The following is a 26,736-nucleotide window of genomic DNA, read 5'->3' as shown; positions in this document are numbered from 1 at the left end:
ATCGCTTGCGTTGCATGAAGTCTAAACAGCGTGCTCGCCTCGCCAGGTAACGAAGCGATGCGCGAATGTCATCGTTTGGTTACATTGACGGCCAGGCTGCTGGCCAGGCTGGGTGCCAGTGGCAAGCCCGGCAGCAGCAGCGCCTGGTAGGCATGGTAGAGGTCGGGTTTGCCTGGCCAGATGGTCGCAGCGGGCTGGTTGTGTGCATCGAGCTCGTGGTGCCAGCTGCCGGCGCCATGGTCGATGAAATGGTTGGCGATGAAGTCCCAGCAACGGCGGTACCACTGTTCGTAGTGCCTGTCGCCCGTGCGCTGCAACAGTGCTGCTGCGGCGGCGCAGGCTTCGGCATGCACCCAGTGCAGGCGTGCGCGCACCACCGGGCGATCGGCCCAGTCCAGGGTGTAGACGAAACCAGGCGTGCCATCGACGCTCCAGGCCTGCCGGCAGGCTGTGTCGAATAATGCGCGGGCGCAGTCTGGCAGCCACTGCGGGGCTTGCAGGCCGGACCGTTCCAAGCTGGCCTCCAGGTGCAGCAGCAACCGCGCCCACTCCAGGGCATGCCCGGGCGTGGAGCCATAAGGCCGGAAGTGGTCTGCCGGGTGCGCCTGGTTGTAGTGCGGCAGCGGCTGCCAGAGGGCGTCGAAATGCTCGATTACCCGGTAGCCGTTGGCGGCGGCATGGGTATGGATGATGCGTTCGGCGATGCGCAAGGCACGTTGCAGCCACAGGTTGTCGCCAGTTACGTCTGCCAGGGCCAGGAAGGCCTCGACCGCATGCATGTTGCTGTTGGCGCCACGGTACTGCTCGGGCAACTGCCAGGCGCGGGAGAAGGCTTCCCGCAGGGCACCCTCCTCTTCGCTCCAGAAATGCGCTTCGAGCACCTGCACCGCATCTGCCAGCAGGGCTGGTGCACCACCAGCGCCTGCCATCACCGCCGAGCTGGCGGCCAGGGCGACAAAGGCATGCAGGTAAGCCGCCTTGCCGCTGTCGTCATGGCCACCGGGGTGGGCGAACCAGCCGCCGTAGGTGGCATCCTGCAGCGCGCCACGCAGTGCGGCCACGCCGTGTTCGGCATAGGCCAGGTAGCCGGGCACCCCCTGCAGGTGGGCCAGGGCAAAACAGTGGGTCATGCGGGCGGTGATCAGGGTTTCGGCGCGGGCACCGGAGGCAAGCAGGCCTGCGGCGTCGAGGCTACCGAAGCCATCGGGCAGTTTCGAAGCCGTGGCGAAGGCCAGCAGGCGTTGCCCTTCTGCCATGCGCCAGGCGTTGTGGGCCGGGGCGTCGAGCCAGCGGGTGGAAGCCAGGTTGGAGGTGCTCATGGGCCAGCTTGATCCTTGCCAGTCGTCTGCGAATTCTAGTGAGCGGGCCTGGATGGGAATGTCACCAAGGAGGGTGGATTTGTCACCAGTCAGTGACATTTGTGTTGCCTGTGCCTGCCTCTTCGCGGGTAAACCCGCTCCTACAGGTTTTTGCGTCAGCCTCGGAGTCTGTATGGACCTGTGAGGTCTTTGTGGGAGCGGGTTTACCCGCGAAGGGGCCAGTAGAGGCAATACAACCCTTCAGTCCATGCCCCGCGGCAGATACAAGGTCACCCGCAACCCGCCCTCACGCAGGTTCAGCAAGCTCACCTCCCCGCCATGGCTATGGGCAATGTTGCGCGCAATCCCCAACCCCAGCCCGTACCCCTGCTGCTGCCCGGCCAGACGGAAGTGCGGCTCGAACACCTGCTCCAGTTGCTGCTGCGGCACCCCCGGCCCCTGGTCATCTACCTGCAGGACAAACCCCTCGGCATTGTCGATGATGCGCAACCGTGCCCGCTCGCCGTACTTAATGGCATTGTCGATCAGGTTGCCGATGCAGCGCCGCAACGCCAGCGGCTTGCCCGGATACGGCGCCAGCGCCCGGCCTTCGAGCGTTATGCGGCCATCGCCCAGGTAAGGCTCGGCCAGGATTTCCAGCACCTGGTTGAGGTCGACCGGCTCGATGTTCTCGTGGATGTCGGTGTCCTTCACGCACTGCAACGCGCCTTTGACCAGCAGTTCCAGCTCGTCCAGATCCTGGCTGAACTTGGCCTGCAGGCGCTCGTCCTCCAGCAGCTCGACGCGCAGGCGCAAGCGGGTGATCGGCGTGCGCAGGTCGTGGGAAATGGCGCTGAACAGCTGGCTGCGCTCGGTCAGGTATCGGCTGATGCGCTCGCGCATGCTGTTGAACGCACGCCCCACCTCGACCACCTCGCTGCCACCGCCTTCGGCCACCGGCGCTACATCGGCGCCCAGCGACATCTCCCGCGCAGCCCGCGCCAGGCGCTTGAGCGGCCAGCTTTGCCAGTGCACCAGCAAGCCGATGAACAACAGCAGCAAGGCCGTGGTCAACACGATGAAGCCGATCTGCTGACGCGGCAGGCGCTCGGCCTCCAGGCTGGTGTAGGGCTCGGGCAGCAGCGAGGCGATGTACAGCCACTCACCCTCGCCCAGGCGGATCTGGGTGACCAGCACCGGCGGGTTGAGTGGCTCCAGGGTCAGCGAGTAATGCGCCCAGGAGCGTGGCAGTTCGTCGAGCTTCAGGCCGCTGTTGAAGATACGCAGGTCGTCCGGCCCGACGAACTCCACGGAAATTTCCATCTGCGAACCCAGGCGCTCATGCAGCACTTGCTGGAACACATCGATCACCGCCTGCTTGCGTGGGGTAACGGGCAGTAGCGGCATGTCCAGCGGCTTGGCGTTGAGGGACACGAAAAAGCGCGTGCCACCCATGCTGCGCAGCTGGTCGAGGACCATCGGCCGGTAGGCCACCGGCAACGAGCGGAAGTAGCTGACGCTGGCACTCATCGAATGAGCCAGGCTGCTGGCGCTTGCACGCAGGCCCTGCAACTGGCTGGCGCGCAATTGGGCAACCCAGATGATGCTCGACAACCCCTGGGCCAGCAGCACTACCAGCAGGGTCAGTAGCAGCATGCGCCCCAGTAGCGAACGCGGCAGCAGACGCCAGCGCCGCTCAGGGCGCATTGCAGACATGGGCAGCCAACAGGTAACCGCTGCCGCGTACGGTGCGGATCAGCCTGGGTGGTTTGTCGGTATCGCGCAGGCGCTGGCGCAGGCGGCTGACCGCCATGTCGACGATGCGGTCCAGTGGCATCGGCTCGCGACCACGGGTGGCGTTGCCGATGGTGTCGCGGTCGAGGATCTGCTGTGGGTGGTCGAGGAACAGCTTGAGCAGGGCGAAGTCGGCGCCGGAGAGAATCACTTCCTCACCGTCGCGATGGAACAGGCGGTGGCTGACCGTGTCCAGGCGCCAGTCGTCGAAGGCCAGCACCGCACTGCCCGGCGCCGCCTGGCCGAACTCGGCGCGGCGCAGTAGAGCCTTGATCCGCGCTTGCAGTTCGCGGGGGCTGAATGGCTTGCCCAGGTAGTCGTCGGCGCCCAGCTCCAGGCCGATGACCCGGTCGGTTTCGTCGGAGCTGGCGGTGAGCATGATGATCGGTACCCGTGCCTGTCGCGGGTGCTGGCGTACCCAGCGGCACAAGCTGAAGCCGTCTTCGTCGGGCAGCATGACATCGAGGATGACCAGGTCGCAGGGGGTGGTTTCCAGCGCGCGGCGAAAGCCCTTGCCGTCAGCTTCGGCATGCACCTGGAAGCCGGAGCGGCTCAGGTAGGTTTGCAGCAGTTCGCGGATTTCCTGGTCGTCGTCGACCATCAGGATCGATTTGCCGGCAGTGCTCAAGGTGGTCCTTCCTTTTGTTAGTTACAGGTCTTTGTTGCCTGTTTCTTATTGGGGCCGCTTTGCGGCCCTTCGCGGGCTTGCCCGCTCCCACAGGAGTGACGCTATGCCCATGAATTGTGCGATCCCTGTGGGAGCGGGCAAGCCCGCGAAGGGCTGCAAAGCAGCCCCAGTCAGTGATCCAGCGCCTGCTGCAAGGCCACCCCGGCCCCCAGCAACCCGGAAAACTCCGCCGTCACCAGCCAAACCGGCACGCCAGCGAAATAGCCACTCATGCAGCCCTTGTCGGAAAAACTCTCGGCAAACCCGCTGCGCAGGAACAGCTCGGCAAAGCGCGGGATCACGCCGCCGACAATATAGACCCCACCCCGTGCGCCCAGCGTCAGAACATTGTTACCAGCGACTCGGCCGAGGAACCGGCAGAACTGCTCGATCACCGCCAGCGCCCGCGGCTCGCCGCCGAGCGCGGCATCGGTGATCTGTGCCGGGGTCTTGTGTCGGGGTGTGTCGCCGTCCAGCGAGCAGATTGCCTGGTACAGGCGCAGCAGGCCACCGCCACTGAGCACGGTCTCGGCGCTGACATGGCCGATCTGCCCGTGAATCTGTTGGTGAATCGCCGCTTCGCGGGCATTGCCCACCGGCAGGTCGACGTGCCCGCCCTCTCCCGGCAAGGCATGCCAGTGCTGTTCGCCCAGGCGCAATAGCGCGCCAACGCCCAGCCCGGTACCCGGGCCAATGACCAATGCCGGCCGAGACAGGTCCGCCTGGCCTGGGCATACTTCGCGGAATTCGCCGGGGCGCAGGCGGGTCATGCCCAGCGCCATGGCGGTAAAATCGTTGATCAGCAGCAGCCGCTCGACCTGCAATGTCTGGCAGAAGGCCACGCGGCTGAGGCGCCAGTGGTTGTTGGTGAAGCGGAACTCATCGCCATCGACCGGCCCGGCCACCGCCAGGCAGGCAGCAGTCACGCCGCCGCGGGGAATGCCCAAGCCTTCGAGGTAAGCCTCGATGGCCTGTTCCGGGCTGGTGTAGTCCTCGGTGGCAAAGACCTTCACTTCATGCAGCTGGTTGTCACGCCACAACGCAAAACGGGCATTGGTGCCGCCGATGTCGCCAACCAGCAGGTCCTTCATTTGAGGTTCTCCAGGGCCGAGGTGAACGCACTGGCGCCCTGCTCTGCCGGGCTGAACGCCATGCGCATGAAGCCGAACAGCTCGCGCCCGCAGCCCAGGTCGTTGCCCTGTGGCGCTGGCGGCAGGTCGCGGCTGGCCAATTCTTCAGCCGACACCATTACCCGCAGCGTGCCTTCGACACCATCGACCCGCACCATATCACCATCGCGCACCCGTGCCAGCGGGCCGCCGTCATAAGCCTCGGGGCAAACGTGAATGGCCGCCGGGATCTTGCCCGAGGCACCGGACATGCGACCGTCGGTGACCAGCGCCACCTTGAAGCCACGGTCCTGCAGCACACCGAGGAACGGTGTGAGCTTGTGCAGCTCCGGCATGCCGTTGCAGCGCGGGCCCTGGAAGCGCACCACGGCGACGAAGTCACGCTCCAGCTCGCCGGCCTTGAACGCATCGGCCAGCGACTGCTGGTCGTGGAACACCCGCGCCGGGGCCTCGACCACCTGGTGCTCGGGGGCGACAGCGGACACCTTCATCACGCCGCGGCCAAGGTTGCCCTCCATCACCCGCAGGCCGCCTTCGGCCGAGAACGGCCGCGCCACCGGGCGCAGGATGCTTTCGTCCAGGCTGTGCTGCGGCCCTTCGCGCCACACCAGCTTGCCGTTGTCGAGGAACGGCTCCTGGGTGTAGCGGCGCAGGCCATGGCCGGCCACGGTGTTGACGTCTTCGTGCAGCAGCCCGGCATCGAGCAGCTCGCGGATCAGGAAGGCCATGCCGCCCGCGGCCTGGAAGTGGTTGATGTCGGCCTTGCCGTTGGGGTAGACGTGGGACAGGGTCGGTACCACCTCGGACAGGTCGGCCATGTCCTGCCAGGTCAGCTGGATACCCGCGGCCTGGGCAATCGCCGGGATGTGCAGGGTATGGTTGGTCGAGCCACCGGTGGCGTGCAGGGCGACGATGGAGTTGACCAGCGCCTTCTCGTCGACGATTTCACCCAGCGGCATGAAGTTGCCGCTGGCCTTGGTCATGCGCGTGACCTGCTGCGCGGCCTCGGCGGTGAGCGCGTCGCGCAGCGGTGTGTACGGGTTGACGAACGAGGCGCCCGGCAGGTGCAGGCCCATTACTTCCATCACCAGCTGGTTGGTGTTGGCAGTGCCGTAGAAGGTACAGGTGCCAGGGCTGTGGTAGGACTTCATCTCCGACTCCAGCAGCTCTTCGCGGCTGGCCTTGCCTTCGGCGTAGCGCTGGCGCACGTCGGCCTTCTGCTTGTTGGAAATGCCGGAGACCATCGGCCCGCCCGGAACGAAGATGGTCGGCAGGTGGCCGAAGCGCAGCGCCCCCATCATCAGGCCGGGGACGATCTTGTCGCAGATGCCCAGCATCAGCGCGGCGTCGAACATGTTGTGCGACAGGGCCACGGCAGTGGACATGGCGATCACTTCGCGGCTGGCGATGGCCAGCTCCATGCCCGGCTCGCCCTGAGTCACGCCATCGCACATGGCTGGCACGCCACCGGCGAACTGGCCGACCGAACCGACTTCACGCAAGGCCTGCTTGATCTGCTCGGGGAAGTGCTGATACGGCTGGTGCGCCGAAAGCATGTCGTTGTAGGCCGAGACAATGGCCACGTTGGCCGCGTTCATCAGGCGCAGGGTCTGCTTGTCGTCGCTGCCGCAACCGGCCACGCCATGGGCGAAGTTGGCGCACTGCAGGCTGGCACGCATGGGGCCGTCACTGGCCGCGCCGCGAATCAGTTGCAGGTAGCGTTCGCGGGTGGCACGGCTACGTTCGACCAGCCGCTGGGTGACCTCAAGGATGCGCGGATGCATGTACTGGACTCCAGGCTAATTGTAAGGGCGGTTTGCCGGGCATTTCCCCTCCAAACGATTGCGGCCTAGGCTCAAGGTAGAGGAGCCCGCTGCATCGGTGGAGGCACGTCGCCCAACCACTCGTTGTATGTTTAAACAAAATACTGCCACTAAAAAGGCTTGTTTTCTATCGGCAGGTGAATAATCTTGTAATTCCAACAACAAAACCGTTTCAGTGAAGCTCCTTTGTGCCACAGCTTTCACTCGGACTGCCAGAGGTACTGCCATGACCCTACGCATCGCCATCAATGGATTCGGCCGCATCGGGCGCAACGTCCTGCGCGCACTGTATACCCAAGGCTACCGCCAGGACCTGCAGGTCGTCGCCATCAACGACCTGGGCGACAGCGCCATGAATGCCCACCTGCTCAAGTACGACAGCGTGCACGGTACCTTCGACGCCAGCGTCGAGGCCGACCACGAAAGCCTCACGGTCAATGGTGACCGTATCGCGGTCAGCGCCATCCGCAACCCGGCCGAACTGCCCTGGAAGGCCGAGGCGATCGACGTGGTGTTCGAATGCACCGGGCTGTTCACCGAGCGTGCCAAGGCCGCCGCCCACCTGGCTGCGGGGGCTGGCAAGGTGATTGTCTCGGCACCGGCCAAAGGCGCCGATGCCACCGTGGTGTACGGGGTCAACCATGACATCCTGCGGGCCTCGCACCAGATCATCTCCAATGCCTCCTGCACTACCAACTGCCTGGCACCGATTGCCCAGGTGCTGCACCGCGAGTTCGGCATCGAACAAGGCCTGATGACCACCATCCATGCCTATACCAACGATCAGGTGCTGACCGATGTGTACCACGGCGACCCGTATCGTGCGCGTTCGGCAACCCAGTCCATGATCCCGAGCAAGACCGGCGCTGCCGAGGCCGTGGGCCTGGTATTGCCGGAGCTGGCCGGCAAGCTGACCGGCATGGCGGTACGGGTGCCGGTGATCAACGTGTCGCTGGTGGACCTCACGGTCAACCTCAAGCGCGAGGCCACGGCCGAACAGGTCAACCAGCTGTTCCTCGAGGCCAGCAAGCATTCCAGGGTATTGGGCTACAACGCCTTGCCGCTGGTTTCCTGCGATTTCAACCACAACCCGCTGTCGTCGATCTTCGATGCCAACCATACCCGGGCCAACGGGCGCATGCTCAAGGTGCTGGCCTGGTATGACAATGAGTGGGGGTTCTCCAACCGCATGCTGGATAACTGCCTGGCGTTGTGCCGCGCCCGCTGAGCTTCGGCACGCTCCCTGTAGGAGCGGCCTTGTGTCGCGATGGGCTGCGCAGCAGCCCCCTGCAATCTGTGCCAAGGCCAAAATGCTGGGACTGCTGCGCAGCCCATCGCGACACAAGGCCGCTCCTACACGGGACCGCGCAAGGCTGGGACTCACAATCTTTACCTTTTCCTAACATTTCCAGGCTTGACCTTCGAGGTGGATGATAAGCATTATCATTAAACTTTCGTCGGCCAGGTCCCCCAGTGAGTCAGTCCCGGTTCAACTCTGTCTTCCTCGTCCAGCGCCTTACCCTGCTGCGCACCTTGCAGCGCATGGTGGGCAACCCCAATACGGCCGAGGACCTGTTGCAGGAAACCTACCTGCGGGTGTCCCGCGCCCTCGGTGAGCGGCCCATCGAACACATCGAACCGTTCGTGTTCCAGACCGCACGCAACCTGGCCCTCGACCACCTGCGCGCGCGCCGGGTGCAATCGCGCATGCTGGTCGACGACGTGCCCGACGAGGTCCTGCACAGCGTGGCCGCGCCGGCCACCAGCAGCGAGGATGCGGCCCATGCCGAGCAGTTGCTCAAGCACCTGAGTATCAGCCTCAAACAGCTGAGCGAACGTCAGCAGCGCATCTTCATACTAAGCCGGCTGCATGGCGCCACCTACCTGGAAATCGCCAGACAACTGAATGTTTCGCCCAGCACGGTACAGAAGGAACTGAAACTGATCATGGCGATCTGCATGGGTGTCGCCGACCGCCTCAAGTGAGGCAACCCAAAGCCCTTGCCACACCCCGCCTCAGCCTTGATCATTCGAAAAAAACCATTCAAGGATTCACCGTGACCGACAGCCCTGCCCCTCGCCCGTCACCCGCCGGGCCCAGCGCCCGTGCTCGTGCCATGGACGAGGCGCTGGACTGGCTGGTACGCCTGCAATGCGCCGACGCCGAGGACACCCAGGCCTTCGAAGCCTGGCTGAGCGCAGCGCCGGAAAATGCCGAGGCCTATGTCGAGGCAGAAGCATTGTGGAACGGCGCACCGCTGCACCAGGTGGCCGTACAGATGCATAAGCAACAGCGCCGCTCGTGGCGCGGGCGCCTGCGCAGCCACTGGAAACCCCTGGCCACGGCAGCGCTGCTGCTGATCGGGCTGTTCACCCTCGGCAACCTGCCCATGCGCCTGCAGGCCGACCACCTGACAGTGGTGGGAGAACGCCAGCGCCTGCAGCTGGAAGATGGGGCGAAAGTGCTGCTCAACACCAATTCGGCATTTGCCAGCGAGCAGCGTGATGGTCGCCAGGTCGCCCGCCTATTGCAGGGTGAGGCCTATTTTCAGGTCCCCGAGGGCGCGCTGCTGCCACTGGAAGTGCAGGCCGGGCCATTGCGCGCGCAGGTGCGCGACACCGACTTTGCCGTGCGCTACCTCGACGGCGAGGCACAGGTGCGGGTGCAGCGCGGCGATGTCGACCTGCAGGGGGCCCGCGACCAGCGCATCCGCCTGAGCGCCGGCGACAGCATCAGCGTCGGCCCCCAGGGATTCGGCAAGCGCCAGCGCCCCGACATGCACAAGGACCTGGCCTGGGTCGACGGCCGCCTGGTGTTCGAGAACTGCCCGCTGAGCCAGGTGCTGGCCGAGGTGCAGCGCTACTACCCGGGCTGGATCATCAACCGCAATGCGCAGCTGGAAGACATGGCGGTCACCGGCAACTACCGCCTCGACCAACCGCTGGAAACCCTGCGTGCGCTGGCCCACATCACCTCGGCACAGCTGCATGAGTACCCGGCGCTGGTTATCCTGAACTGATCCGCAAATCTGAAACCCGACACGGTCCCTGTGGGAGCGGGCGTGCCCGCGAACACGGGCAACGCCCGTGCCATCCACCGCAGTGCCTGTTTCGCGGGCATGCCCGCTCCCACAGAAATCGCGATACAGACCGCCAAACCGCAATCCAACTTTTTTTACGCAGTCACGCTACCCCGCCCGTCTCGTTATAGCCAATGCAACTGATTCTCGTTTGAAAACGAGGACAGCCATCACCTATAACAGTCCGCGCGTCAGGGAGCGCTTCCGATGTCCACAGGTCCTACCCGCCCCTCCACCCTTCCTCGCCATGGAGGGCAACTGTCCCTCCTGAGCCTTTCCCTACTGAACCTCGCCCTGCTCGCCAGCGGCGCCATCAGCCTGCCGGCACTGGCCGCCGAACCGGCACAGGCCAGCAGCCCGCGCATGGGCGACTACCGCTTCAGCATCGGCCAGCAGCCGCTGGTTTCGGCCATAAATGCTTTCAGCCAGGTCACCGGCTGGCAGGTCGGCTTCAGCGCCGAACTGGCCGACGGCGTGGCATCGCCAGGGGTGCAGGGTTCGCTACCACCGGAAGCCGCGCTCAAGCGCCTGCTGCACGGCACCGGCCTGGGCTTTCGCAAGATCAGCAACGGCAATGTGGTGCTCGAACGCCAGGCCAGCGCCAATGTGATTGCCCTGCAGCAGGTGACCGTCAGCGCCACCCGCAGCGCCCAGGACGTCAGCCAGGTGCCGAGCACCGTCAGCGTGCAGACCCGCGAGCAACTGGACCGGCAGAACGTGAACAACATCCAGGACCTGGTGCGCTACGAACCAGGTGTGTCGGTAGCCGGCACCGGCCAGCGCAGCGGCCTGAACGGCTACAACATCCGTGGTATCGATGGCGAGCGCATCCTCACCCAGGTGGACGGCGTGTCGATCCCCGACAGCTTCTTCTTCGGCCCCTACGCCCAGACCCAGCGCAACTACGTTGACCCGGAGATCGTCAAGCGTGTGGAAATCCTCCGCGGCCCGGCCTCGGTGCTGTATGGCAGCAACGCCATCGGCGGGGCGGTGAGCTACTTCACCCTCGACCCGGACGACATCATCAAGCCTGGCAAGGACGCCGGTGCCCGCCTGAAAACCGGCTACAGCTCGGCCGACGAAAGCTGGCTGACCTCCGCCACCGTCGCCGGCCGCCAGGGCGACTTCGACGGCCTGTTGCACCTGAGCCAGCGCAACGGTCACGAAACCGAGACCCACGGCGGCCACAGCGGTGACGGCCTGGCGCGTACCGAAGCCAACCCGATGGACGTGCGCACCACAAACGTGCTGGCCAAGCTGGGCTGGAACTACGCCGACGAAGCGCGCTTGGGCTTCACCTACGAGCGCTACAAGGATGACCGCGACCAGAACATCCTCAGTGCGGTGGGCGGGCCTTTCATTCCTGGCTTTGGTGCCTCGGGGTACTACAAGGCGCGCAATGGCAACGACACCATCACCCGCGAACGCTTTGGCATCAACCATGAGTTCGGCCTGGATTCGCTGGTCGCCGACCATGTGAAGTGGAGCCTGAACTACCAGATCGCCAAGACCGACCAGCACACCGAGGAAGTCTACGCACCGCCTGGCCGTCAGGTACTGCGTACCCGAGACACCCTGTACAAGGACCGCCAGTGGGTATTCGACGCCCAGCTGGACAAGGCCTTCAGCCTCGGCGCCACCGACCACCTGTTGACGTACGGCACCACCCTCAAGCACGAGAAGGTCACCGGTTCCCGCAGCGGCACCGGTACCTGCCTGGCCGTTGGTTCAGGCTGTTCTGCCGCTGGCGCCGAGCGCCCGGCAGACGGCCAGGCCCTGGTCAGCGACTTCCCGGACCCGACGGTGAACACCTACAGCCTGTTCGTGCAGGATGAAATCCGCTGGAACAACTGGACCTTCATGCCTGGTGCTCGTTACGACTACACGCGCATGGAGCCCAGGTTCACCGAGGAATTCCTGCGTGGCCTGGAGTCCAGCGGTACCGCACCAACCTCCCAGGACGACTCGGACAAGAAGTGGCACCGCGTCTCGCCCAAATTCGGCCTGACCTACGCCTTCAACGACAACTACACCTGGTATGGCCAGTACGCCGAAGGTTTCCGCACCCCGACTGCCAAATCCATGTACGGGAAGTTTGAGAACATCGAGCAAGGCTACCGCGTCGAAGGCAACCCGGGTCTCGAACCCGAAAAGAGCAAAAGCTATGAAACCGGTCTGCGTGGCAACTTCGACGCCGGTAATTTCGACGTGGCGGTGTTCTACAACAAGTACCGCGACTTCATCGACGAAGATGCCGTACAAAGCGCCAACCTGGAGCAGACCTTCAAGGCCAACAACATCAAGCACGCCACCATCAAGGGTACCGAGGTCAAGGGCCGCCTGAACCTGGACCACTTCGGTGCGCCGCAGGGCCTGTATACCCAGGGCTCGATCGCCTACACCTATGGCCGCAACGATGACACCGGCGAGCCACTGAACAGCGTCAACCCGCTCAAGGGCGTGTTCGGCCTGGGTTACGAACAACAACACTACGGCGGCCTGCTGAGCTGGACATTGGTCAAGCGCAAGACCCGCGTCGACGACAGCACCTTCTACTCGCCCGACGGCTCGAGCTCCAAGTTCCGCACCCCGGGCTACGGGGTGCTGGACCTGACCGGTTACTACAAGGTCACCGACGACGTGACCATCAACGCCGGCCTGTACAACCTCACCGACAAGAAGTACTGGCAGTGGGATTCGGTACGCAGCTACGACGGCCAGGGTGAAGCGGCCGTGACTCAGCCGGCCAACATCGACCGCCTGACCATGCCGGGGCGCAACTTCGGCATCAATGTGGTTTGGGATATCTGACCCCTTGCGTCTGTACCGGCCTATTCGCGGGCTCGCCCGCTCCCACAGATACTGCGCAAGCCTTGGGCCTGCGATGGTCCTGTGGGAGCGGGCATGCCCGCGAAGAGGCCAGTACAGGCAACACGAAATCCCGATTTTTTTACTGTCCCGCCCCCGCTGTTTCGTCTTGTCTCTAGACGCCCCCTTTTCCAAGGACTGCCCCATGACCGACCGCCCAGCCCTGCGCTCCCAGCGCCTCAACCAGATCACCCACGCCCCCCACGCCGAACTGGATGCCCTGGTCAAAGCCCACGCGCCCTTCGACAGCCGCGAAAGCTTCGCCCGCTTCGTGGTCGCCCAGTACCTGTTCCAGGCCGAGCTGCAGGCCCTGTACAACGACCCGCAACTGATCGCCATCATCCCCGACCTGGCCGAGCGCTGCCGTGCCGAACAGGCCCGCCTGGACCTCGCCGACCTCGACACCGAAGTACCACCAGCCGTGCCGGGCGCCCTGCGCAACCCGAGCCTGGGCGAGGCAATGGGCTGGATCTTCGTCTCCGAAGGCTCCAAACTGGGCGCTGCGTTTCTGATCAAGCGTGCCGTGGCCCTGGAACTGTCCGAAACTTTCGGTGCCCGACACCTGGGCGAACCGGCCGGTGGCCGTGCCGAAGGCTGGAAACAGTTCACCCGCATTCTTGATGGCCTGGCCCTGTCGGCCGAAGAGGAAGCCGCTGCCGAACGCGGCGCAGTTGCTGCCTTCGAGCGCTTCACCAAGCTGCTCAAGCATGCCTATGCTGCAGATGCCGCGCTGGTTTGACACGCCGTACCCCGGCCACCCTACCGGTGGCCGAACCGCTTCCATGCAGTGAGACCATGACCCGACCCGCCCGTTCGAAACTCGCCCGCCTGCTGTATGCGACCTTGGCTTACGTGAGCCTGGGCGTGGGCCTGGTCGCGATCGTCATTCCCGGCCTGCCGACCACCGAATTCATCCTGCTGGCTGCCTGGGCGGCCACACGCAGTTCGCCGCGCCTGTCTGCCTGGCTGGAAAACCACCGGTTGTTCGGGCCGATCCTGCACAACTGGCGCAATGGCAAGGTGATCCAGCGCCGGGCCAAGGTCAGCGCGACCCTCAGCATGCTGCTGTGCGCGGGCCTGATGCTGACGTTCCTGGAACACCGCTGGCCGGTGTTCCTGGCCATTGCCGGCATGACCCTGGGCAACCTGTGGATCTGGTCCCGCCCCGAGCACGCCCCCTGCCCTGCCCCGTCACAAGCTCAGCAGCCCTGAGTACAGGGCATAGGCCGCCAGCGCGGCACCTGCCAGCACGGCAGCGAAAATCAGCTTTTCCCAAGTGGTGAACAAGGTTTTACCCTGCTCATGCTTGGCCCTGGCGAACAGGATCACGCCCGGGGCGTACAGCAGCGCCGACAGCAGCAGGTACTTCAGCCCGCCGGCGTACAACAGCCACACGGCATATACCAGGGCAACCAGCGCCACCAGCAGGTCCTTGCGGCGCAGGGCCGGCTGCTCGTCGTAGGTTTCTGCACGTACCGCCAACAGCACGGCGTAGGCCGCCGACCACAGGTAGGGCACAAGAATCATCGACGAGGCCAGGTAGATCAGGCTGGTATAGGTACCGGCGGAAAACAGCGTGATCAGCAGGAAGCCCTGGATCATGCAGTTGGTCAGCCACAGGGCGTTGGCCGGTACATGGTTGGCGTTTTCCTTGGCCAGGAAACGCGGCATGGTCTTGTCCCGCGCCGTGGCGTAGAGGATCTCGGCACACAGCAACGCCCACGACAGCAGCGCGCCAAGCAGCGAAACCGCCAGGCCGATACTGATCAGCAAGGCACCCCACGGCCCGACGATATGCTCCAGCACCGAAGCCAGTGACGGGTTCTGCAGCCCGGCCAGTTGAGGCTGGGTCATCACCCCCAGCGACAGCACGTTGACCAGCACCAGCAGCGCCAGCACTCCCAGGAAACCGATCACCGTGGCCTTGCCCACATCCGAGCGGCGCTGGGCGCGCCCGGAATACACGCTGGCGCCCTCGATACCAATGAACACGAACACGGTGACCAGCATCATGTTGCGCACCTGCTCCAGCACGCTGCCGAACTGCGGGTTGCTCAGGCCCCAGATGTCACGTGTGAAGATATCGGCGCGGAAGGCGAACGCCGCGATCACCACGAAAATCAGCAACGGTACCACCTTGGCCACGGTGGTCACCTGGTTGATGAACGCCGCTTCCTTGATGCCGCGCAGCACCAGGAAATGCACCGCCCAGAGCAGCAGCGAAGCGCAGCCGATGGCGATTGGTGTGTTGCCCTCGCCGAATACCGGGAAGTAGAAACCCAGAGTGCTGAACAGCAGCACGAAGTAGCCGACGTTGCCCAGCCAGGCACTGATCCAGTAGCCCCAGGCCGAGGAAAAACCCATGTACTCGCCAAAGCCGGCCTTGGCGTAGGCGTACACTCCCGAGTCCAGCTCCGGCTTGCGATTGGCCAGGGTCTGGAATACGAAAGCCAGGGCCAACATGCCGACTGCGGTGATACCCCAACCGATCAGCACAGCCCCCACATCGGCACGCGCCGCCATGTTCTGCGGCAACGAGAAGATCCCGCCTCCAATCATCGAGCCGACCACCAATGCGATCAGCGCGCCCAGGCGCAGCTTCTGTCCCGGTTCGCTCATGAGCCTTCCTTTTTTTGCGCACTGTCATGGGCTTGAAACAGCCATGCGGTCCATATAAGTGTTGCTACTTATAATGATCCTGACCAATGAAGCTATAGCACTAATAACTGCTTTGTCTATGCCAGCTTTTGAGTAAAACCTAGCAGCTCCGGAGCAACTAGAAAAGAATCCGATAAAACTCGAAATTCTTGTGAAAAATTTGCGAAAGCGGCAAAAACGGCTAGCGTCAAGCATCGCAGGCTGAACAGAGCGTTTGCTCTAGATGGACATGGAGGTGCCAGCATGCAGGGCCTGCGGCATAAGTTGTCGGCACTCTCCAGGAGCTTCGTGAAGGAATTTTCCTACTTCACGTCGCCATGAACTGACCCAAGTCAGCGAATGGCAGCGGCGTCGGATTTACTCTGTCGTCAACTTTCTCCTGGCAGGAGTTGTTAAATGTCTGATTCATCCGGAAAACTAAAGCTCGGCGCGTTAGTTGCACTTGTCGTCGGTTCGATGATTGGTGGCGGGATCTTCTCGCTGCCGCAAAACATGGCTGCCAGCGCAGGGGTTGGCGCTGTACTGATCGGCTGGGCGATCACCGCGGTCGGCATGCTGACCCTGGCGTTCGTGTTCCAGACCCTGGCCAACCGCAAGCCTGACCTGGATGGCGGGGTGTATGCCTACGCCAAGGCCGGTTTTGGCGACTACATGGGCTTCTCCTCGGCCTGGGGCTACTGGATCAGTGCCTGGCTGGGCAACGTCGGCTACTTCGTGCTGCTGTTCAGTACCCTGGGCTACTTCTTCCCGATCTTCGGCGAAGGCAACACCCCGGCCGCCATCATCGGCGCATCAGTGCTGCTGTGGGCCGTACATTTCCTGGTGCTGCGCGGCATCAAGGAAGCAGCATTCATCAACCTGATCACCACCGTGGCCAAGGTGGTGCCGCTGCTGCTGTTCGCCCTGATCTGCCTGTTCGCCTTCAAGCTCGACATCTTCACCGCCGACATCTGGGCGGTAGGTACGCCAGAGCTGGGCAGCGTGATGAACCAGGTGCGCAACATGATGCTGGTCACCGTGTGGGTGTTCATCGGCATCGAGGGTGCGAGCATCTTCTCGTCGCGGGCGGAAAAACGCTCTGACGTGGGCAAGGCCACGGTCATCGGCTTCGTCACCGTGCTGCTGTTCCTGGTGCTGGTCAACGTGCTGTCGCTGGGCATCATGACCCAACCAGAACTGGCCAAGCTGCAGAACCCGTCGATGGCTGCCGTACTGGAGCATGTGGTCGGCCACTGGGGCGCGGTACTGATCAGCGTCGGCCTGATCATCTCGCTGCTCGGGGCCCTGCTGTCGTGGGTGCTGCTGTGCGCCGAGATCATGTTCGCCGCCGCCAAGGACCATACCATGCCGGAGTTCCTGCGCCGCGAGAACGCCAACCAGGTACCGGCCAACGCCCTGTGGCTGACCAACGCCATGGTGCAGATCTTCCTGGTGATCACGCTGTTCTCCAGCAGTACCTACCTGTCGCTGATCTACCTGGCCACCTCGATGATCCTGGTGCCCTACCTGTGGTCGGCCGCCTATGCCTTCCTGCTGGCTCTGCGTAGCGAAACCTACGAGCAGGCCCTGGCCGAACGGCAGAAGGACCTGGTGATCGGTGGTATCGCCCTGTTGTACGCCGTCTGGCTGCTGTACGCCGGTGGCGTGAAATACCTGCTGCTCTCGGCCCTGCTCTACGCACCTGGCGCAATCCTGTTCGCCAAGGCCAAGCGTGAGGTTGGCCAACCTGTCTTCACCAACGTGGAAAAACTGATCTTCGCAGCCGTGGTCATCGGTGCCCTGGTGGCAGCCTTTGGCCTGTACGACGGCTTCCTGACCCTTTGACCCACGTCTTCGTTCAACTGGAGGAATGAAATCATGTCCGCTGAAAAACAGAAGTACGGTGTCCACTCCGAAGCCGGCAAACTGCGCAAAGTGATGGTTTGCTCGCCGGGCCTGGCGCACAAGCGCCTGACGCCGAGCAACTGTGACGAGCTGCTGTTCGACGACGTGATCTGGGTCGACCAGGCCAAGCGTGACCATTTCGACTTTGTCACCAAGATGCGCGAGCGTGGCGTGGATGTGCTGGAGATGCACAACCTGCTGACCGACATCGTCCAGCAACCCGAAGCACTGAAGTGGATCCTCGATCGCAAGATCACCTCCGACACTGTCGGCGTCGGCCTGACCAACGAAGTGAGAAGCTGGCTCGAAGGCCTCGAGCCACGCCATCTGGCCGAGTTCCTGATCGGCGGCGTGGCAGGCCAGGACTTGCCGGAAAGCGAAGGCGCCAGCGTGGTCAAGATGTACAACGACTACCTGGGCCACTCCAGCTTCATCCTGCCACCGTTGCCCAACACCCAGTTCACCCGCGACACCACCTGCTGGATCTATGGCGGTGTCACGCTCAACCCGATGTACTGGCCGGCGCGCCGCCAGGAAACCCTGTTGACCACCGCCATCTACAAGTTCCACAAAGAGTTCACCGGCGCCGACTTCCAGGTGTGGTACGGCGACCCGGACAAGGACCACGGCAACGCCACCCTCGAGGGTGGTGACGTGATGCCGATCGGCAAAGGCATCGTGCTGATCGGCATGGGCGAGCGGACCTCGCGCCAGGCCATCGGCCAGTTGGCGCAAAACCTGTTCGCCAAGGGCGCGGTGGAAAAAGTCATCGTCGCCGGCCTGCCGAAATCCCGTGCTGCCATGCACCTGGACACCGTGTTCAGCTTCTGCGACCGCGACCTGGTCACGGTCTTCCCGGAAGTGGTGAAAGAGATCGTGCCGTTCATCATCCGCCCGGACGAAAGCAAGCCTTACGGCATGGACGTGCGCCGCGAGAACAAGTCGTTCATCGAGGTGGTGGGCGAGCAGCTTGGGGTCAAGCTGCGCGTGGTCGAAACCGGTGGCAACAGCTTTGCCGCCGAGCGCGAACAGTGGGATGACGGCAACAACGTGGTGGCCATCGAGCCGGGCGTGGTCATTGGCTACGACCGCAATACCTACACCAATACCCTGCTGCGCAAGGCCGGGATCGAGGTCATCACCATCAGTGCCGGCGAACTGGGCCGGGGCCGGGGCGGCGGCCACTGCATGACCTGCCCGATCGTGCGCGACCAGATCGACTACTAACGACCATTACCCCCGGCCGCCCTCATAAAGCGGCGGCCGGTGCGTTCACCAAACTCAAGGAGAAAAGTCATGGCGTTCAATATTCACAACCGCAACCTGCTCAGCCTGGAACACCACACCACCCGTGAGCTGCGCTACCTGCTGGACCTTTCCCGCGACCTCAAGCGTGCCAAGTACACCGGCACCGAGCAGCAGCACCTGAAAGGCAACAACATCGCGCTGATCTTCGAAAAAACCTCTACCCGCACCCGCTGCGCCTTCGAAGTGGCCGCCTATGACCAGGGCGCCAATGTCACCTACATCGACCCGACCTCCTCGCAGATCGGCCACAAGGAAAGCATGAAGGACACCGCCCGCGTGCTCGGGCGCATGTACGACGCCATCGAGTACCGGGGCTTCAAGCAGGAAATCGTCGAAGAGCTGGCCAAGTTCGCCGGCGTTCCGGTGTTCAACGGCCTGACCGACGAATACCACCCAACCCAGATGATCGCCGACGTGCTGACCATGCGTGAGCACAGCGACAAGCCCCTGCACGACATCAGCTACGCCTACCTGGGCGACGCCCGCAACAACATGGGCAACTCGCTGCTGCTGATCGGCGCCAAGCTTGGCATGGACGTACGCATCGCCGCGCCCAAGGCGCTGTGGCCGCATGACGACCTGGTCGAACGTTGCCACAAGTACGCCGAGGAAAGCGGCGCACGCATCACCCTCACCGAAGACCCGGTTGCCGCGGTCAAGGGTGTGGACTTCGTGCACACCGACGTGTGGGTATCGATGGGTGAGCCGATCGAAGCCTGGGGTGAGCGTATCAAGCTGCTCAAGCCGTATCAGGTGAATGCACAGCTGATGAAGTCCACCGGCAACCCGCGGACCAAGTTCATGCACTGCCTGCCGGCGTTCCACAACTCCGAAACCAAGGTAGGCAAACAGATCGCCGAACAGTACCCGGACCTGGCCAACGGTATCGAAGTGACCGACGACGTCTTCGAGTCGCCGGCCTGCATCGCCTTCGAGCAGGCGGAAAACCGCATGCACACGATCAAGGCGATCCTGGTGTCGACACTGGCTGACCTGTAAGCCATACCCGCCTACCGGAGGATTGCTCTGTACTTGTGGGAGCGGGCATGCCCGCGAATGCGTCAGCCGCACCAATGATGGTGTCTGGCCTGGCCTCTTCGCGGGCACGCCCGCTCCCACAGGGAACCCGGCAGCCTCCGTGCAGCGGCAGCTCATTCTTTTCGTTAAAGGACATTCCCCATGCGTATCGTTGTTGCATTGGGCGGCAACGCCCTGCTGCGTCGCGGCGAGCCCATGACCGCTGACAACCAGCGCGCCAATATTCGCACCGCCACCGAACAGATCGCCAAGATCCACCCAGGCAACGAGCTTGTCATCGCCCACGGCAACGGCCCGCAAGTTGGCCTGCTATCGCTGCAGGGCCTGTCCTACAAGCCCGACGAGGCCTACCCGCTGGACGTGCTGGGGGCCGAGACCGAGGGCATGATCGGCTACATGATCGAACAGGAACTGGGCAACTTGCTGGCCTTCGAAGTGCCGTTCGCCACCCTGCTGACCCAGGTCGAAGTGGACGCCAACGACCCCGCCTTCAAGGACCCGACCAAGTTCATCGGCCCGGTCTATGGCAAGGAAGAGGCCGAGCGCCTGGCCAAGGAAAAGGGTTGGGTGGTCAAGGCCGACGGCGACAAGTACCGCCGAGTGGTGGCCAGCCCGAAACCCAAACGCATCTTCGAGATCCGCCCGATCAAGTGGCTGCTGGAAAAGAGCAGCATCGTGATTTGCGCCGGCGGCGGCGGCATCCCCACCATGTACGATGAGAACCGCAAGCTCAAGGGCATCGAGGCGGTGATCGACAAGGACCTGTGCTCGGCCCTGCTGGCAGAGCAGCTGGACGCCGACCTACTGATCATTGCCACCGACGTCGATGCGGCCTATGTTGACTGGGGCAAGCCCACACAAAAGGCCATTGCCCAGGCCCACCCCGACGAACTCGAACGCCTTGGCTTCGCCGCCGGCTCCATGGGGCCGAAGGTGCAGGCCGCCTGCGACTTTGCCCGCAACACCGGCAAAGTGGCAGTGATCAGTTCGCTGGAGAACATCGAAGACATCGTCAAAGGCACCGCCGGCACGCGCGTTTCCACCGCGAAGCCGGGGATCAGCTACCGTTGAATGCAGTAGGCGGGCGCCAGCGTCCGCCATTTTCGACCTTCCAAAGGAGCTTGCCATGGCCCAGTACCAACCCGGTCATGTACACATCGAGCGCACCGCGCTGAACCAGAATGACCACAGCTATGACCTGAACATCGAATACGAGGCAGTGTCGGACCCCAAGGAAGGTAGAGGCATCCAGTTCAAGATGCATGGCAGCATCGAAGGCAAGCCAGTGGAAGAAAAGTTCTTCCTGGCCAAGGACCAGGTATTGCCCAGCTTCCTCATGCAGTTGAGCCGAAGGGCGCAGTCGTACCTGAAGCCACCGAAGAAATTCGAGAGCCTGAGTTCGCCGCACAAGCTTTATGACCATATGTTCGCGGACATTCGCGAAAAGCTGGATGTGAAATCGGGCGACCCGATCAAGCCTGAACATCTGGAGTGATTTCAGGATCCGGGGGCTGCTTTGCAGCCCATCGCGACACAAGGCCGCTCCTACAGGGTGTGGCGCTGTACCTGTAGGAGCAGCCTTGTGTCGCGATGGGCCGCAAAGCGGCCCCGACAATGTTGAGGCATACTACCGCCCTCCCCCAGCCACAACCGCACCCTCCCCATGCGCATCCACGTCAGCTTCATCGACCGCGTCGGCATCACCCAGGAAGTCCTCGCCCTGCTCGGTGCCCGCAACCTCAACCTGGACGCCGTGGAGATGGTCCCGCCGAACGTCTACATCGACGCCCCTACCCTCAGCCCCGCCGTACTCGAAGAACTGCACGACGCGCTTTTCGAGGTACATGGCGTGCAATCGGTGGACGTGGTCGACATCCTCCCTGGCCAACGCCGGCACCTGCAGCTCGATGCCCTGCTGGCGGCGATGAGCGACCCGGTGCTGGCCGTGGACAGTGCCGGCAAGGTGCTGCTGGCCAACCCGGCGCTGATCGAACTGTGCGGCCGCGAATCGGCCGGGCGCTCGGTGGGTGAGCTGTTCGGCGACCCGGCGCTGCTGCAGGCCCTGCTGGACAACAACTTCCACCTGCCCATGCGCGAGATGCAGCTCAACGGCCAGAGCCTGTTGCTGGACGCCATGCCGATCACCAACGCCGGTGGCCTGCTGACGCTGTACCCGCCTACGCGCATGGGCGAACGCCTGTCGGCCCTGCACCACGACCATGCCGAAGGCTTCGATGCCTTGCTCGGCGAGTCACCGGCCATCCGCACCCTCAAGGCCCGCGCCCTGCGCGTGGCGGCGCTCGATGCACCGCTGCTGGTGCATGGCGAAACCGGCACCGGCAAAGAACTGGTAGCCCGCGCCTGCCACGCCATCAGCAGCCGCCACGCGGCGCCATTCCTGGCCCTGAACTGTGCCGCGCTGCCCGAGAGCCTGGCCGAAAGCGAACTGTTCGGCTACGCCCCCGGGGCCTTCACCGGTGCGCAACGGGGCGGCAAGCCCGGGTTGATGGAGCTGGCCAACCAGGGCACGGTGTTCCTCGATGAAATCGGCGAGATGTCGCCATACCTGCAGGCCAAGCTGCTGCGCTTTCTCAGCGATGGCAGCTTCCGCCGGGTGGGTGGTGACCGCGAAGTGAAGGTGGATGTACGCATCATCAGCGCCACCCACCGCGACCTGGAGCGCATGGTCGCCGAAGGCAGCTTCCGCGAAGACCTGTTCTACCGCCTGAACGTGCTCAATCTGCAAGTGCCACCGCTGCGCGACCGTGGCCAGGACATCCTGATGCTGGCGCATTTCTTCATGCAGCAGGCCTGCACGCAGATCCAGCGTCCACCCTGCAGGCTGACCCCGGCTACCCATTCGGCACTACTGGCCAACCCTTGGCCGGGCAATGTGCGCCAGCTGCAGAACGTGATATTCCGCGCCGCAGCCATCTGCGAGGGCAACCTGGTGGATATTGGTGACCTGGACATCGCCGGCACCTCGGTGGCCCGTGGTCAGGACGGCGAAGTGGCCAGCCTGGAGCAGGCCGTGGGCGATTTCGAGCGCGAACTGCTGCAACGCCTGTACGCCAGCTACCCATCGACGCGGCAACTGGCCGGGCGCTTGCAAACTTCACATACCGCCATTGCGCAGCGCCTGCGCAAATATGGAATACCGGGCAAAGCCTGATACCTGTCAGATAGCGTCAACGGGGCTGCTACGCAGCCCATCGCAGGCAAGCCAGCTCCCACAGGTATCCGCACACGTCCTGAAATCTGCGCGATACCTGTGGGAGCTGGCTTGCCTGCGATGGGCCGCAAAGCGGCCCCTGATAGTTATTGTAATAATCCGGTTGTTATTCAGGCTTTTCCTACGCCAGTGAAAGATACTCTCCCACGGATGCCTCGTAGAATGGTGACAGTCTATTCCCACCTGTCACTCCACTTGTCCGCCCCATAGCGGGAAGTGGTCCGCTACTGGATATAACGAGAGCACCTGATGTTTGAACTCGATTTTTACGGGACGCTTGTAGCCGCCTCTTTGGTACTGTTATTGGGGCGCGGCCTGGTCGCGCGTATTGGTTTCCTGCGCACTTACAATATTCCGGAACCTGTCGCTGGCGGCCTGGTAGTGGCCTTGGCGTTCCTGGCGTTGCGCAGTTTCGATATCCACGTGCAATTCGATACTTCACTGCAAACTCCTCTGATGCTGGCATTCTTCGCCACCATCGGTTTGAGTGCAGACTTCGCCAGCCTGAAAAAAGGTGGCCGCGTGGTTACCGTGTTCCTGCTGGTGGTAACCGGCTTGCTGCTGGTCCAGAACGCCATGGGCATCGGCCTGGCAACGGCACTGGGCCTCGACCCGCTGATGGGCCTGCTGGCCGGCTCTATTACATTGTCCGGCGGTCACGGTACAGGCGCCGCGTGGGGGGCCACTTTCACCGAAAAGTTCGGTCTGGCGTCGGCCTCCGAACTGGCAATGGCATCAGCTACCTTCGGCCTGGTACTGGGTGGCCTTATTGGTGGCCCGGTCGCCCGGTTGCTGATCAGACGGGTAACGACACCTGGTATCGAAGAACCAGCACCACAACTGCCCAAGGGTTTCGAACAACCAGACAAAGAACGCTTGATCACGCCGTTTTCATTTATCGAAACATTGGCGCTGATCGCTGTCAGTTTGCTCGCAGGCTCGTTACTTAACGGTATGCTGAAAGGCACTGCGTTTGAACTGCCAACGTTCGTTTGCGTGTTGTTTGTGGGCGTGGTGTTGCGAAACGGCCTTTCGGCGCTCGGCTTTTATCAAGTCTTCGAACGGGAAGTCTCGGTATTGGGCAATGTGAGTTTGTCGTTATTCCTGGCCATTGCCTTGATGTCGCTCAAGTTGTGGGACCTTTCAGCGCTGGCATTACCATTCTTTGCATTGCTCGCCGCACAGACATTGGTCATGGCACTGTTCGCGATATTCGTCACGTTCCGGGTCATGGGCCGCAACTATGATGCAGCGGTACTGGCTGCCGGGCACTGTGGTTTCGGCCTGGGTGCAACGCCAACGGCAATCGCCAACATGCAAGCGGTGACCCAGCGCTACGGAGCCTCGCGCATTGCCTTCCTGGTGGTGCCAATGGTGGGGGCGTTCTTCATCGACATCATCAATGTCATCGTCATCAAGCTGTATCTGGCGTTGCCGTTCTTTTGAGCCAGACGCTGTACGCTCAGCCGGTATGTTGCTGCGCCAGGTCCTGCCCAGAATCCGTAGACAGGGCCTGGTGCAGCATTTCCTCCAGGATCGAGAAAAAGCACTTTATGTGAGGCTGCTTCAATGCCTGTGGCCGGGTCACCATGTAGACCTCCAAATCTGGAAGGGGAAGGTCGACGAACAACTCGATCAAATCCTTGGCCAGAATCCGGGGCAGTACCGCCACCCCCATGCCTCGTCTCACCGATTCGAGCTGTGCGCTGAACGAGGTCACGCGGATCGGCGCACGTTCCAGCCCCCCCGCCTTTGCCGCACGTACTTGCGGCAACACGTCCAGCGGCGGAAGCAGGCCGATATTGACCGCCGTCGCAGGGGTAACCCCCGGAAAACGGTGCAGGTAACCAGCAGCGGCGAACACACCATAGCCAAGCCGGCCTATCGGCCGATAAATCAGTGAGGGCTCACCCAGGTGGGCCGTGCGCACGGCAATGTCCGCCACACCCCGGACGATCTTGTGGAAGTCGGCGGTCACGGTCAACTCCACCGAGCAACCCGGGTGTAGTCCGGTGAAGCGATTGGCCGCCTCCAGTACGCAAGTCGAGAAGCCTTCCCCTGCGCTCACCTGCACAGTGCCAGAGAGTTCGCAAGGCAGCTCGGCTGCGCCAGCAGGCGTCTGGCGCCGTAGCCCAGCTTCTGCTGCCTGGGCCACTTCGACCAGCGATTGACCGCGCGAGGTCAGCCTGCATCCCTCTACGCCCCGCTCGACGAGCGGCTCGCCCAATGCAGCCTCAAGCTGGGTCAGGCGACGCGAAACGGTCGATGGTGCAATACCCAGCAACTCGCCAGCGCGAAGAAAGCTGCCACGCCGCGATACGGCCAATAGCAGCCGAAGATCGTCCCAGTTTTCCTGCAATGCCATATGTGCTGGCCTCTCCCTGGTCTGCAAATTCGCAAACCCACTATGCAGTAGGCGCTGTTTTTCGACAGCAAGCGCGGGAGTATACCTTGGGCCCCTCTGAACAAATGGAATGGATTGCATGATGACTAGCCCCAAGGACTATGCCCAACGCGCCGCCAATGCCTTTAACCAGCGTGATGTGCAAGGGCTGCTGGCACTGGTCGACGAAGACTTCGTGTACCTGGACGGCATGACGACCCAAACCGGGCGCGAAGCCATGCGCGCGCGGGAGATGGCGCTGTTCAGCGCACTCCCTGATGCCCAGGTGGCCCTGACCCCATTCATGGTCTCGGACGATCGGCTGGCAATGACCGCCGTCCTGACCGGCACCTTCACTGCCCCGCTGCTGCTGCCAGCAGGCGTGATCGTTCCGGCCCATGGGCGTCGGATTTGCGTGCACTATGCGGCGCACTTCACCTTCAGAAATGGCCTGGCCATCCGTGAAGCGGTGTTTTTCGACAGTGCCATGTTGAAGCCATCTGCCGAACAGAGCGAGGGTTGAGCCATGCGCAATGTGTTCGTTACCGGAGCAACCGGCTTGCTGGGCAACAACCTGGTCCGTGAACTGGTCGCTCATGGCTACACGGTCAAAGGGCTGGTGCGGTCAAGAGCAAAGGGGGAACAGCAGTTCGGTGATGTGCCCGAAGTGGAGCTGGTCGAAGGCGACATGGCCGATGTCGACGCTTTCGCGGCGTCGCTGCGCGGCTGCGACACGGTGTTCCATACTGCGGCGTTCTTTCGTGACAACTACAAAGGCGGCAGCCATTGGCAAGCACTCGAGCAGATCAATGTGACCGGTACCCGCCGCCTGTTGGAACAGGCCTACCTGGCCGGCATCCGGCGGTTTATCCATACCTCGTCCATTGCAGTGCTCGACGGGGCACCAGGCACGTCGATCGATGAGACATGCCTGCGGGCCGAAGCAGATGCAGATGACTACTACCGCAGCAAGATCCTCGCCGACCGCGTCGTGACTGAGTTTCTCGATGCCTGCCCCGACATGCACGCCTGCATGGTGCTCCCCGGCTGGATGTGGGGCCCTGGCGACATCGGCCCTACGTCGTCCGGGCAACTGGTCAACGATGTCGTGCACGGCAAACTGCCTGGCTTGATCCCGGGCAGTTTCTCGGTGGTCGATGCCCGCGATGTGGCTTTGGCGCACATTGCAGCAGCCACGCAAGGACGAAGTGGCGAACGCTACCTGGCCGCCGGGCGCCATATGACCATGGCTGAACTGATACCAATAGTGGGCCGTCTGGCAGGCGTACGAACGCCAGCACGGCATTTACCGTTGCCGTTGTTGTTCTGCCTGGCCGCAGTGCAGGAAATGTATTCACGGCTCACCGGCCAGCCCATCCTGCTGAGCTTGGCCACGCTGCGCCTGCTGGTACGCGAAAAGGATCGTACGCGTTTCAACCACAGCAAAAGCGAGCACGCGCTTGGCCTGAGCTTTCGGGCGCTGGAGCTGACAATCGCCGATACCGTGGCGTGGTATCGTGATCACGGCTGGTTTGAACAACAGGGCGCGCCCACCAGGACAAGGAAGTAGTTA

22 protein-coding genes are annotated in these 26,736 nt (G+C 63.0%); 15 read left to right on the top strand and 7 right to left on the bottom strand.

What is annotated here, in order from left to right:
* Positions 1–68 precede the first annotated feature (68 nt).
* The 5 genes from AC2T3R_RS05030 to edd all read right to left on the bottom strand — a co-directional run bounded on the left by AC2T3R_RS05030 (position 69) and on the right by edd (position 6,673).
* Complete coding sequence (locus AC2T3R_RS05030; RefSeq protein ID WP_410951359.1) at positions 69–1,319, bottom strand: D-mannose isomerase; 1,251 nt, start codon at positions 1,317–1,319, stop codon at positions 69–71.
* 240 nt (positions 1,320–1,559) lie between these two features.
* Positions 1,560–3,014, bottom strand: coding sequence for an ATP-binding protein (locus tag AC2T3R_RS05025; RefSeq protein ID WP_043935373.1), 1,455 nt, complete (start codon positions 3,012–3,014; stop codon positions 1,560–1,562).
* Positions 2,995–3,720, bottom strand: a complete 726-nt coding sequence (gltR, locus tag AC2T3R_RS05020) for a two-component system response regulator GltR (protein ID WP_003257963.1) — start codon at positions 3,718–3,720, stop codon at positions 2,995–2,997. The genes AC2T3R_RS05025 and gltR overlap by 20 nt, the downstream gene beginning before the upstream one ends.
* Before the next feature lie 170 nt (positions 3,721–3,890).
* Positions 3,891–4,850: a glucokinase gene (locus AC2T3R_RS05015; RefSeq protein WP_486744724.1), complete on the bottom strand. Its 960-nt coding sequence runs from the start codon at positions 4,848–4,850 to the stop codon at positions 3,891–3,893.
* On the bottom strand, positions 4,847–6,673 hold the full coding sequence (gene edd, locus AC2T3R_RS05010) for a phosphogluconate dehydratase (RefSeq protein ID WP_085664531.1): 1,827 nt from the start codon (positions 6,671–6,673) through the stop codon (positions 4,847–4,849). Before edd ends, AC2T3R_RS05015 begins: the two co-directional genes overlap by 4 nt.
* 265 nt (positions 6,674–6,938) lie before the next feature.
* Between edd and gap the strand changes: the two genes are divergently transcribed.
* The 6 genes from gap to AC2T3R_RS04980 all read left to right on the top strand — a co-directional run bounded on the left by gap (position 6,939) and on the right by AC2T3R_RS04980 (position 13,872).
* The gene (gene gap, locus AC2T3R_RS05005; protein WP_041506241.1) at positions 6,939–7,940 is read left to right on the top strand and encodes a type I glyceraldehyde-3-phosphate dehydrogenase; all 1,002 of its coding nucleotides are present in this window, start codon (positions 6,939–6,941) and stop codon (positions 7,938–7,940) included.
* A 245-nt stretch (positions 7,941–8,185) separates the two neighbouring features.
* Complete coding sequence (locus tag AC2T3R_RS05000) at positions 8,186–8,698, top strand: RNA polymerase sigma factor (protein ID WP_039612760.1); 513 nt, start codon at positions 8,186–8,188, stop codon at positions 8,696–8,698.
* A 71-nt stretch (positions 8,699–8,769) separates the two neighbouring features.
* Positions 8,770–9,732, top strand: a complete 963-nt coding sequence (locus tag AC2T3R_RS04995) for a FecR family protein (protein WP_486744723.1) — start codon at positions 8,770–8,772, stop codon at positions 9,730–9,732.
* 267 nt (positions 9,733–9,999) lie between these two features.
* Positions 10,000–12,603 carry a TonB-dependent receptor gene (locus tag AC2T3R_RS04990; protein WP_410951366.1) on the top strand — a complete coding sequence of 868 codons (2,604 nt, stop codon included), beginning with the start codon at positions 10,000–10,002 and terminating at the stop codon, positions 12,601–12,603.
* Between the two features lie 202 nt (positions 12,604–12,805).
* A complete protein-coding gene (locus AC2T3R_RS04985; protein ID WP_015269088.1) occupies positions 12,806–13,399 on the top strand; it encodes a biliverdin-producing heme oxygenase in 594 nt (197 codons plus the stop codon).
* A 56-nt stretch (positions 13,400–13,455) separates the two neighbouring features.
* Positions 13,456–13,872 carry a YbaN family protein gene (locus tag AC2T3R_RS04980; protein WP_013971115.1) on the top strand — a complete coding sequence of 139 codons (417 nt, stop codon included), beginning with the start codon at positions 13,456–13,458 and terminating at the stop codon, positions 13,870–13,872.
* Here the strand turns inward: AC2T3R_RS04980 and arcD (AC2T3R_RS04975) are convergent.
* A complete protein-coding gene (gene arcD / locus AC2T3R_RS04975; RefSeq protein WP_013971114.1) occupies positions 13,852–15,279 on the bottom strand; it encodes an arginine-ornithine antiporter in 1,428 nt (475 codons plus the stop codon). The two genes, AC2T3R_RS04980 and arcD (AC2T3R_RS04975), sit on opposite strands and share 21 nt — an antisense overlap.
* Before the next feature lie 435 nt (positions 15,280–15,714).
* Between arcD (AC2T3R_RS04975) and arcD (AC2T3R_RS04970) the strand changes: the two genes are divergently transcribed.
* The 7 genes from arcD (AC2T3R_RS04970) (at position 15,715) to gltS (ending at position 24,226) form a co-directional block, all read left to right on the top strand.
* The gene (arcD, locus tag AC2T3R_RS04970) at positions 15,715–17,142 is read left to right on the top strand and encodes an arginine-ornithine antiporter (protein ID WP_015269087.1); all 1,428 of its coding nucleotides are present in this window, start codon (positions 15,715–15,717) and stop codon (positions 17,140–17,142) included.
* 33 nt (positions 17,143–17,175) lie between these two features.
* The gene (arcA, locus tag AC2T3R_RS04965; protein ID WP_486744722.1) at positions 17,176–18,429 is read left to right on the top strand and encodes an arginine deiminase; all 1,254 of its coding nucleotides are present in this window, start codon (positions 17,176–17,178) and stop codon (positions 18,427–18,429) included.
* Positions 18,430–18,498: 69 nt separating this feature from the next.
* Positions 18,499–19,509, top strand: a complete 1,011-nt coding sequence (locus AC2T3R_RS04960; RefSeq protein ID WP_013971112.1) for an ornithine carbamoyltransferase — start codon at positions 18,499–18,501, stop codon at positions 19,507–19,509.
* A 180-nt stretch (positions 19,510–19,689) separates the two neighbouring features.
* On the top strand, positions 19,690–20,619 hold the full coding sequence (gene arcC / locus AC2T3R_RS04955) for a carbamate kinase (RefSeq protein WP_003257953.1): 930 nt from the start codon (positions 19,690–19,692) through the stop codon (positions 20,617–20,619).
* Between the two features lie 55 nt (positions 20,620–20,674).
* Entirely contained in the window at positions 20,675–21,043 is a 369-nt protein-coding gene (locus AC2T3R_RS04950) for a DUF5064 family protein (RefSeq protein WP_013971111.1), read from the top strand.
* Positions 21,044–21,211: 168 nt separating this feature from the next.
* Positions 21,212–22,720 carry a sigma-54-dependent transcriptional regulator gene (locus AC2T3R_RS04945; protein WP_013971110.1) on the top strand — a complete coding sequence of 503 codons (1,509 nt, stop codon included), beginning with the start codon at positions 21,212–21,214 and terminating at the stop codon, positions 22,718–22,720.
* Positions 22,721–23,029: 309 nt separating this feature from the next.
* Positions 23,030–24,226 carry a sodium/glutamate symporter gene (gene gltS, locus AC2T3R_RS04940; protein WP_015269085.1) on the top strand — a complete coding sequence of 399 codons (1,197 nt, stop codon included), beginning with the start codon at positions 23,030–23,032 and terminating at the stop codon, positions 24,224–24,226.
* 16 nt (positions 24,227–24,242) lie between these two features.
* Here the strand turns inward: gltS and AC2T3R_RS04935 are convergent, their stop codons facing one another.
* A complete protein-coding gene (locus AC2T3R_RS04935) occupies positions 24,243–25,145 on the bottom strand; it encodes a LysR family transcriptional regulator (protein ID WP_023661115.1) in 903 nt (300 codons plus the stop codon).
* A 118-nt stretch (positions 25,146–25,263) separates the two neighbouring features.
* On the opposite strand from AC2T3R_RS04935, the gene AC2T3R_RS04930 reads away from it, so the two are divergent.
* Together AC2T3R_RS04930 and AC2T3R_RS04925 are read left to right on the top strand one after the other, a co-directional pair.
* Positions 25,264–25,686 (top strand): ester cyclase, encoded by a 423-nt coding sequence (locus tag AC2T3R_RS04930; protein WP_015269083.1) that lies wholly within the window; start codon positions 25,264–25,266, stop codon positions 25,684–25,686.
* Between the two features lie 3 nt (positions 25,687–25,689).
* The gene (locus AC2T3R_RS04925; protein WP_410951368.1) at positions 25,690–26,733 is read left to right on the top strand and encodes an SDR family oxidoreductase; all 1,044 of its coding nucleotides are present in this window, start codon (positions 25,690–25,692) and stop codon (positions 26,731–26,733) included.
* The last annotated feature ends 3 nt before the right edge of the window (positions 26,734–26,736 follow it).

This window comes from Pseudomonas sp. PVC-5-1 (assembly GCF_057444345.1).
Note: the sequence above shows the minus strand (reverse complement) of the source record. Positions and strands in the feature narration are given on the sequence as shown.

Bases quoted from the DNA above. Each gene is read 5' to 3' on its own strand.
- AC2T3R_RS05030 (WP_410951359.1), bottom strand. From the start codon at position 1,319: ATGAGCACCTCCAACCTGGCTTCCACCCGCTGGCTCGACGCCCCGGCC.
- AC2T3R_RS05025 (WP_043935373.1), bottom strand. From the start codon at position 3,014: ATGTCTGCAATGCGCCCTGAGCGGCGCTGGCGTCTGCTGCCGCGTTCG.
- AC2T3R_RS05015 (WP_486744724.1), bottom strand. From the start codon at position 4,850: ATGAAGGACCTGCTGGTTGGCGACATCGGCGGCACCAATGCCCGTTTT.
- edd (WP_085664531.1), bottom strand. From the start codon at position 6,673: ATGCATCCGCGCATCCTTGAGGTCACCCAGCGGCTGGTCGAACGTAGC.
- gap (WP_041506241.1), top strand. From the start codon at position 6,939: ATGACCCTACGCATCGCCATCAATGGATTCGGCCGCATCGGGCGCAAC.
- AC2T3R_RS04990 (WP_410951366.1), top strand. From the start codon at position 10,000: ATGTCCACAGGTCCTACCCGCCCCTCCACCCTTCCTCGCCATGGAGGG.
- AC2T3R_RS04985 (WP_015269088.1), top strand. From the start codon at position 12,806: ATGACCGACCGCCCAGCCCTGCGCTCCCAGCGCCTCAACCAGATCACC.
- AC2T3R_RS04980 (WP_013971115.1), top strand. From the start codon at position 13,456: ATGACCCGACCCGCCCGTTCGAAACTCGCCCGCCTGCTGTATGCGACC.
- arcD (WP_013971114.1), bottom strand. From the start codon at position 15,279: ATGAGCGAACCGGGACAGAAGCTGCGCCTGGGCGCGCTGATCGCATTG.
- arcD (WP_015269087.1), top strand. From the start codon at position 15,715: ATGTCTGATTCATCCGGAAAACTAAAGCTCGGCGCGTTAGTTGCACTT.
- arcA (WP_486744722.1), top strand. From the start codon at position 17,176: ATGTCCGCTGAAAAACAGAAGTACGGTGTCCACTCCGAAGCCGGCAAA.
- AC2T3R_RS04960 (WP_013971112.1), top strand. From the start codon at position 18,499: ATGGCGTTCAATATTCACAACCGCAACCTGCTCAGCCTGGAACACCAC.
- arcC (WP_003257953.1), top strand. From the start codon at position 19,690: ATGCGTATCGTTGTTGCATTGGGCGGCAACGCCCTGCTGCGTCGCGGC.
- AC2T3R_RS04950 (WP_013971111.1), top strand. From the start codon at position 20,675: ATGGCCCAGTACCAACCCGGTCATGTACACATCGAGCGCACCGCGCTG.
- AC2T3R_RS04945 (WP_013971110.1), top strand. From the start codon at position 21,212: ATGCGCATCCACGTCAGCTTCATCGACCGCGTCGGCATCACCCAGGAA.
- gltS (WP_015269085.1), top strand. From the start codon at position 23,030: ATGTTTGAACTCGATTTTTACGGGACGCTTGTAGCCGCCTCTTTGGTA.
- AC2T3R_RS04935 (WP_023661115.1), bottom strand. From the start codon at position 25,145: ATGGCATTGCAGGAAAACTGGGACGATCTTCGGCTGCTATTGGCCGTA.
- AC2T3R_RS04930 (WP_015269083.1), top strand. From the start codon at position 25,264: ATGATGACTAGCCCCAAGGACTATGCCCAACGCGCCGCCAATGCCTTT.
- AC2T3R_RS04925 (WP_410951368.1), top strand. From the start codon at position 25,690: ATGCGCAATGTGTTCGTTACCGGAGCAACCGGCTTGCTGGGCAACAAC.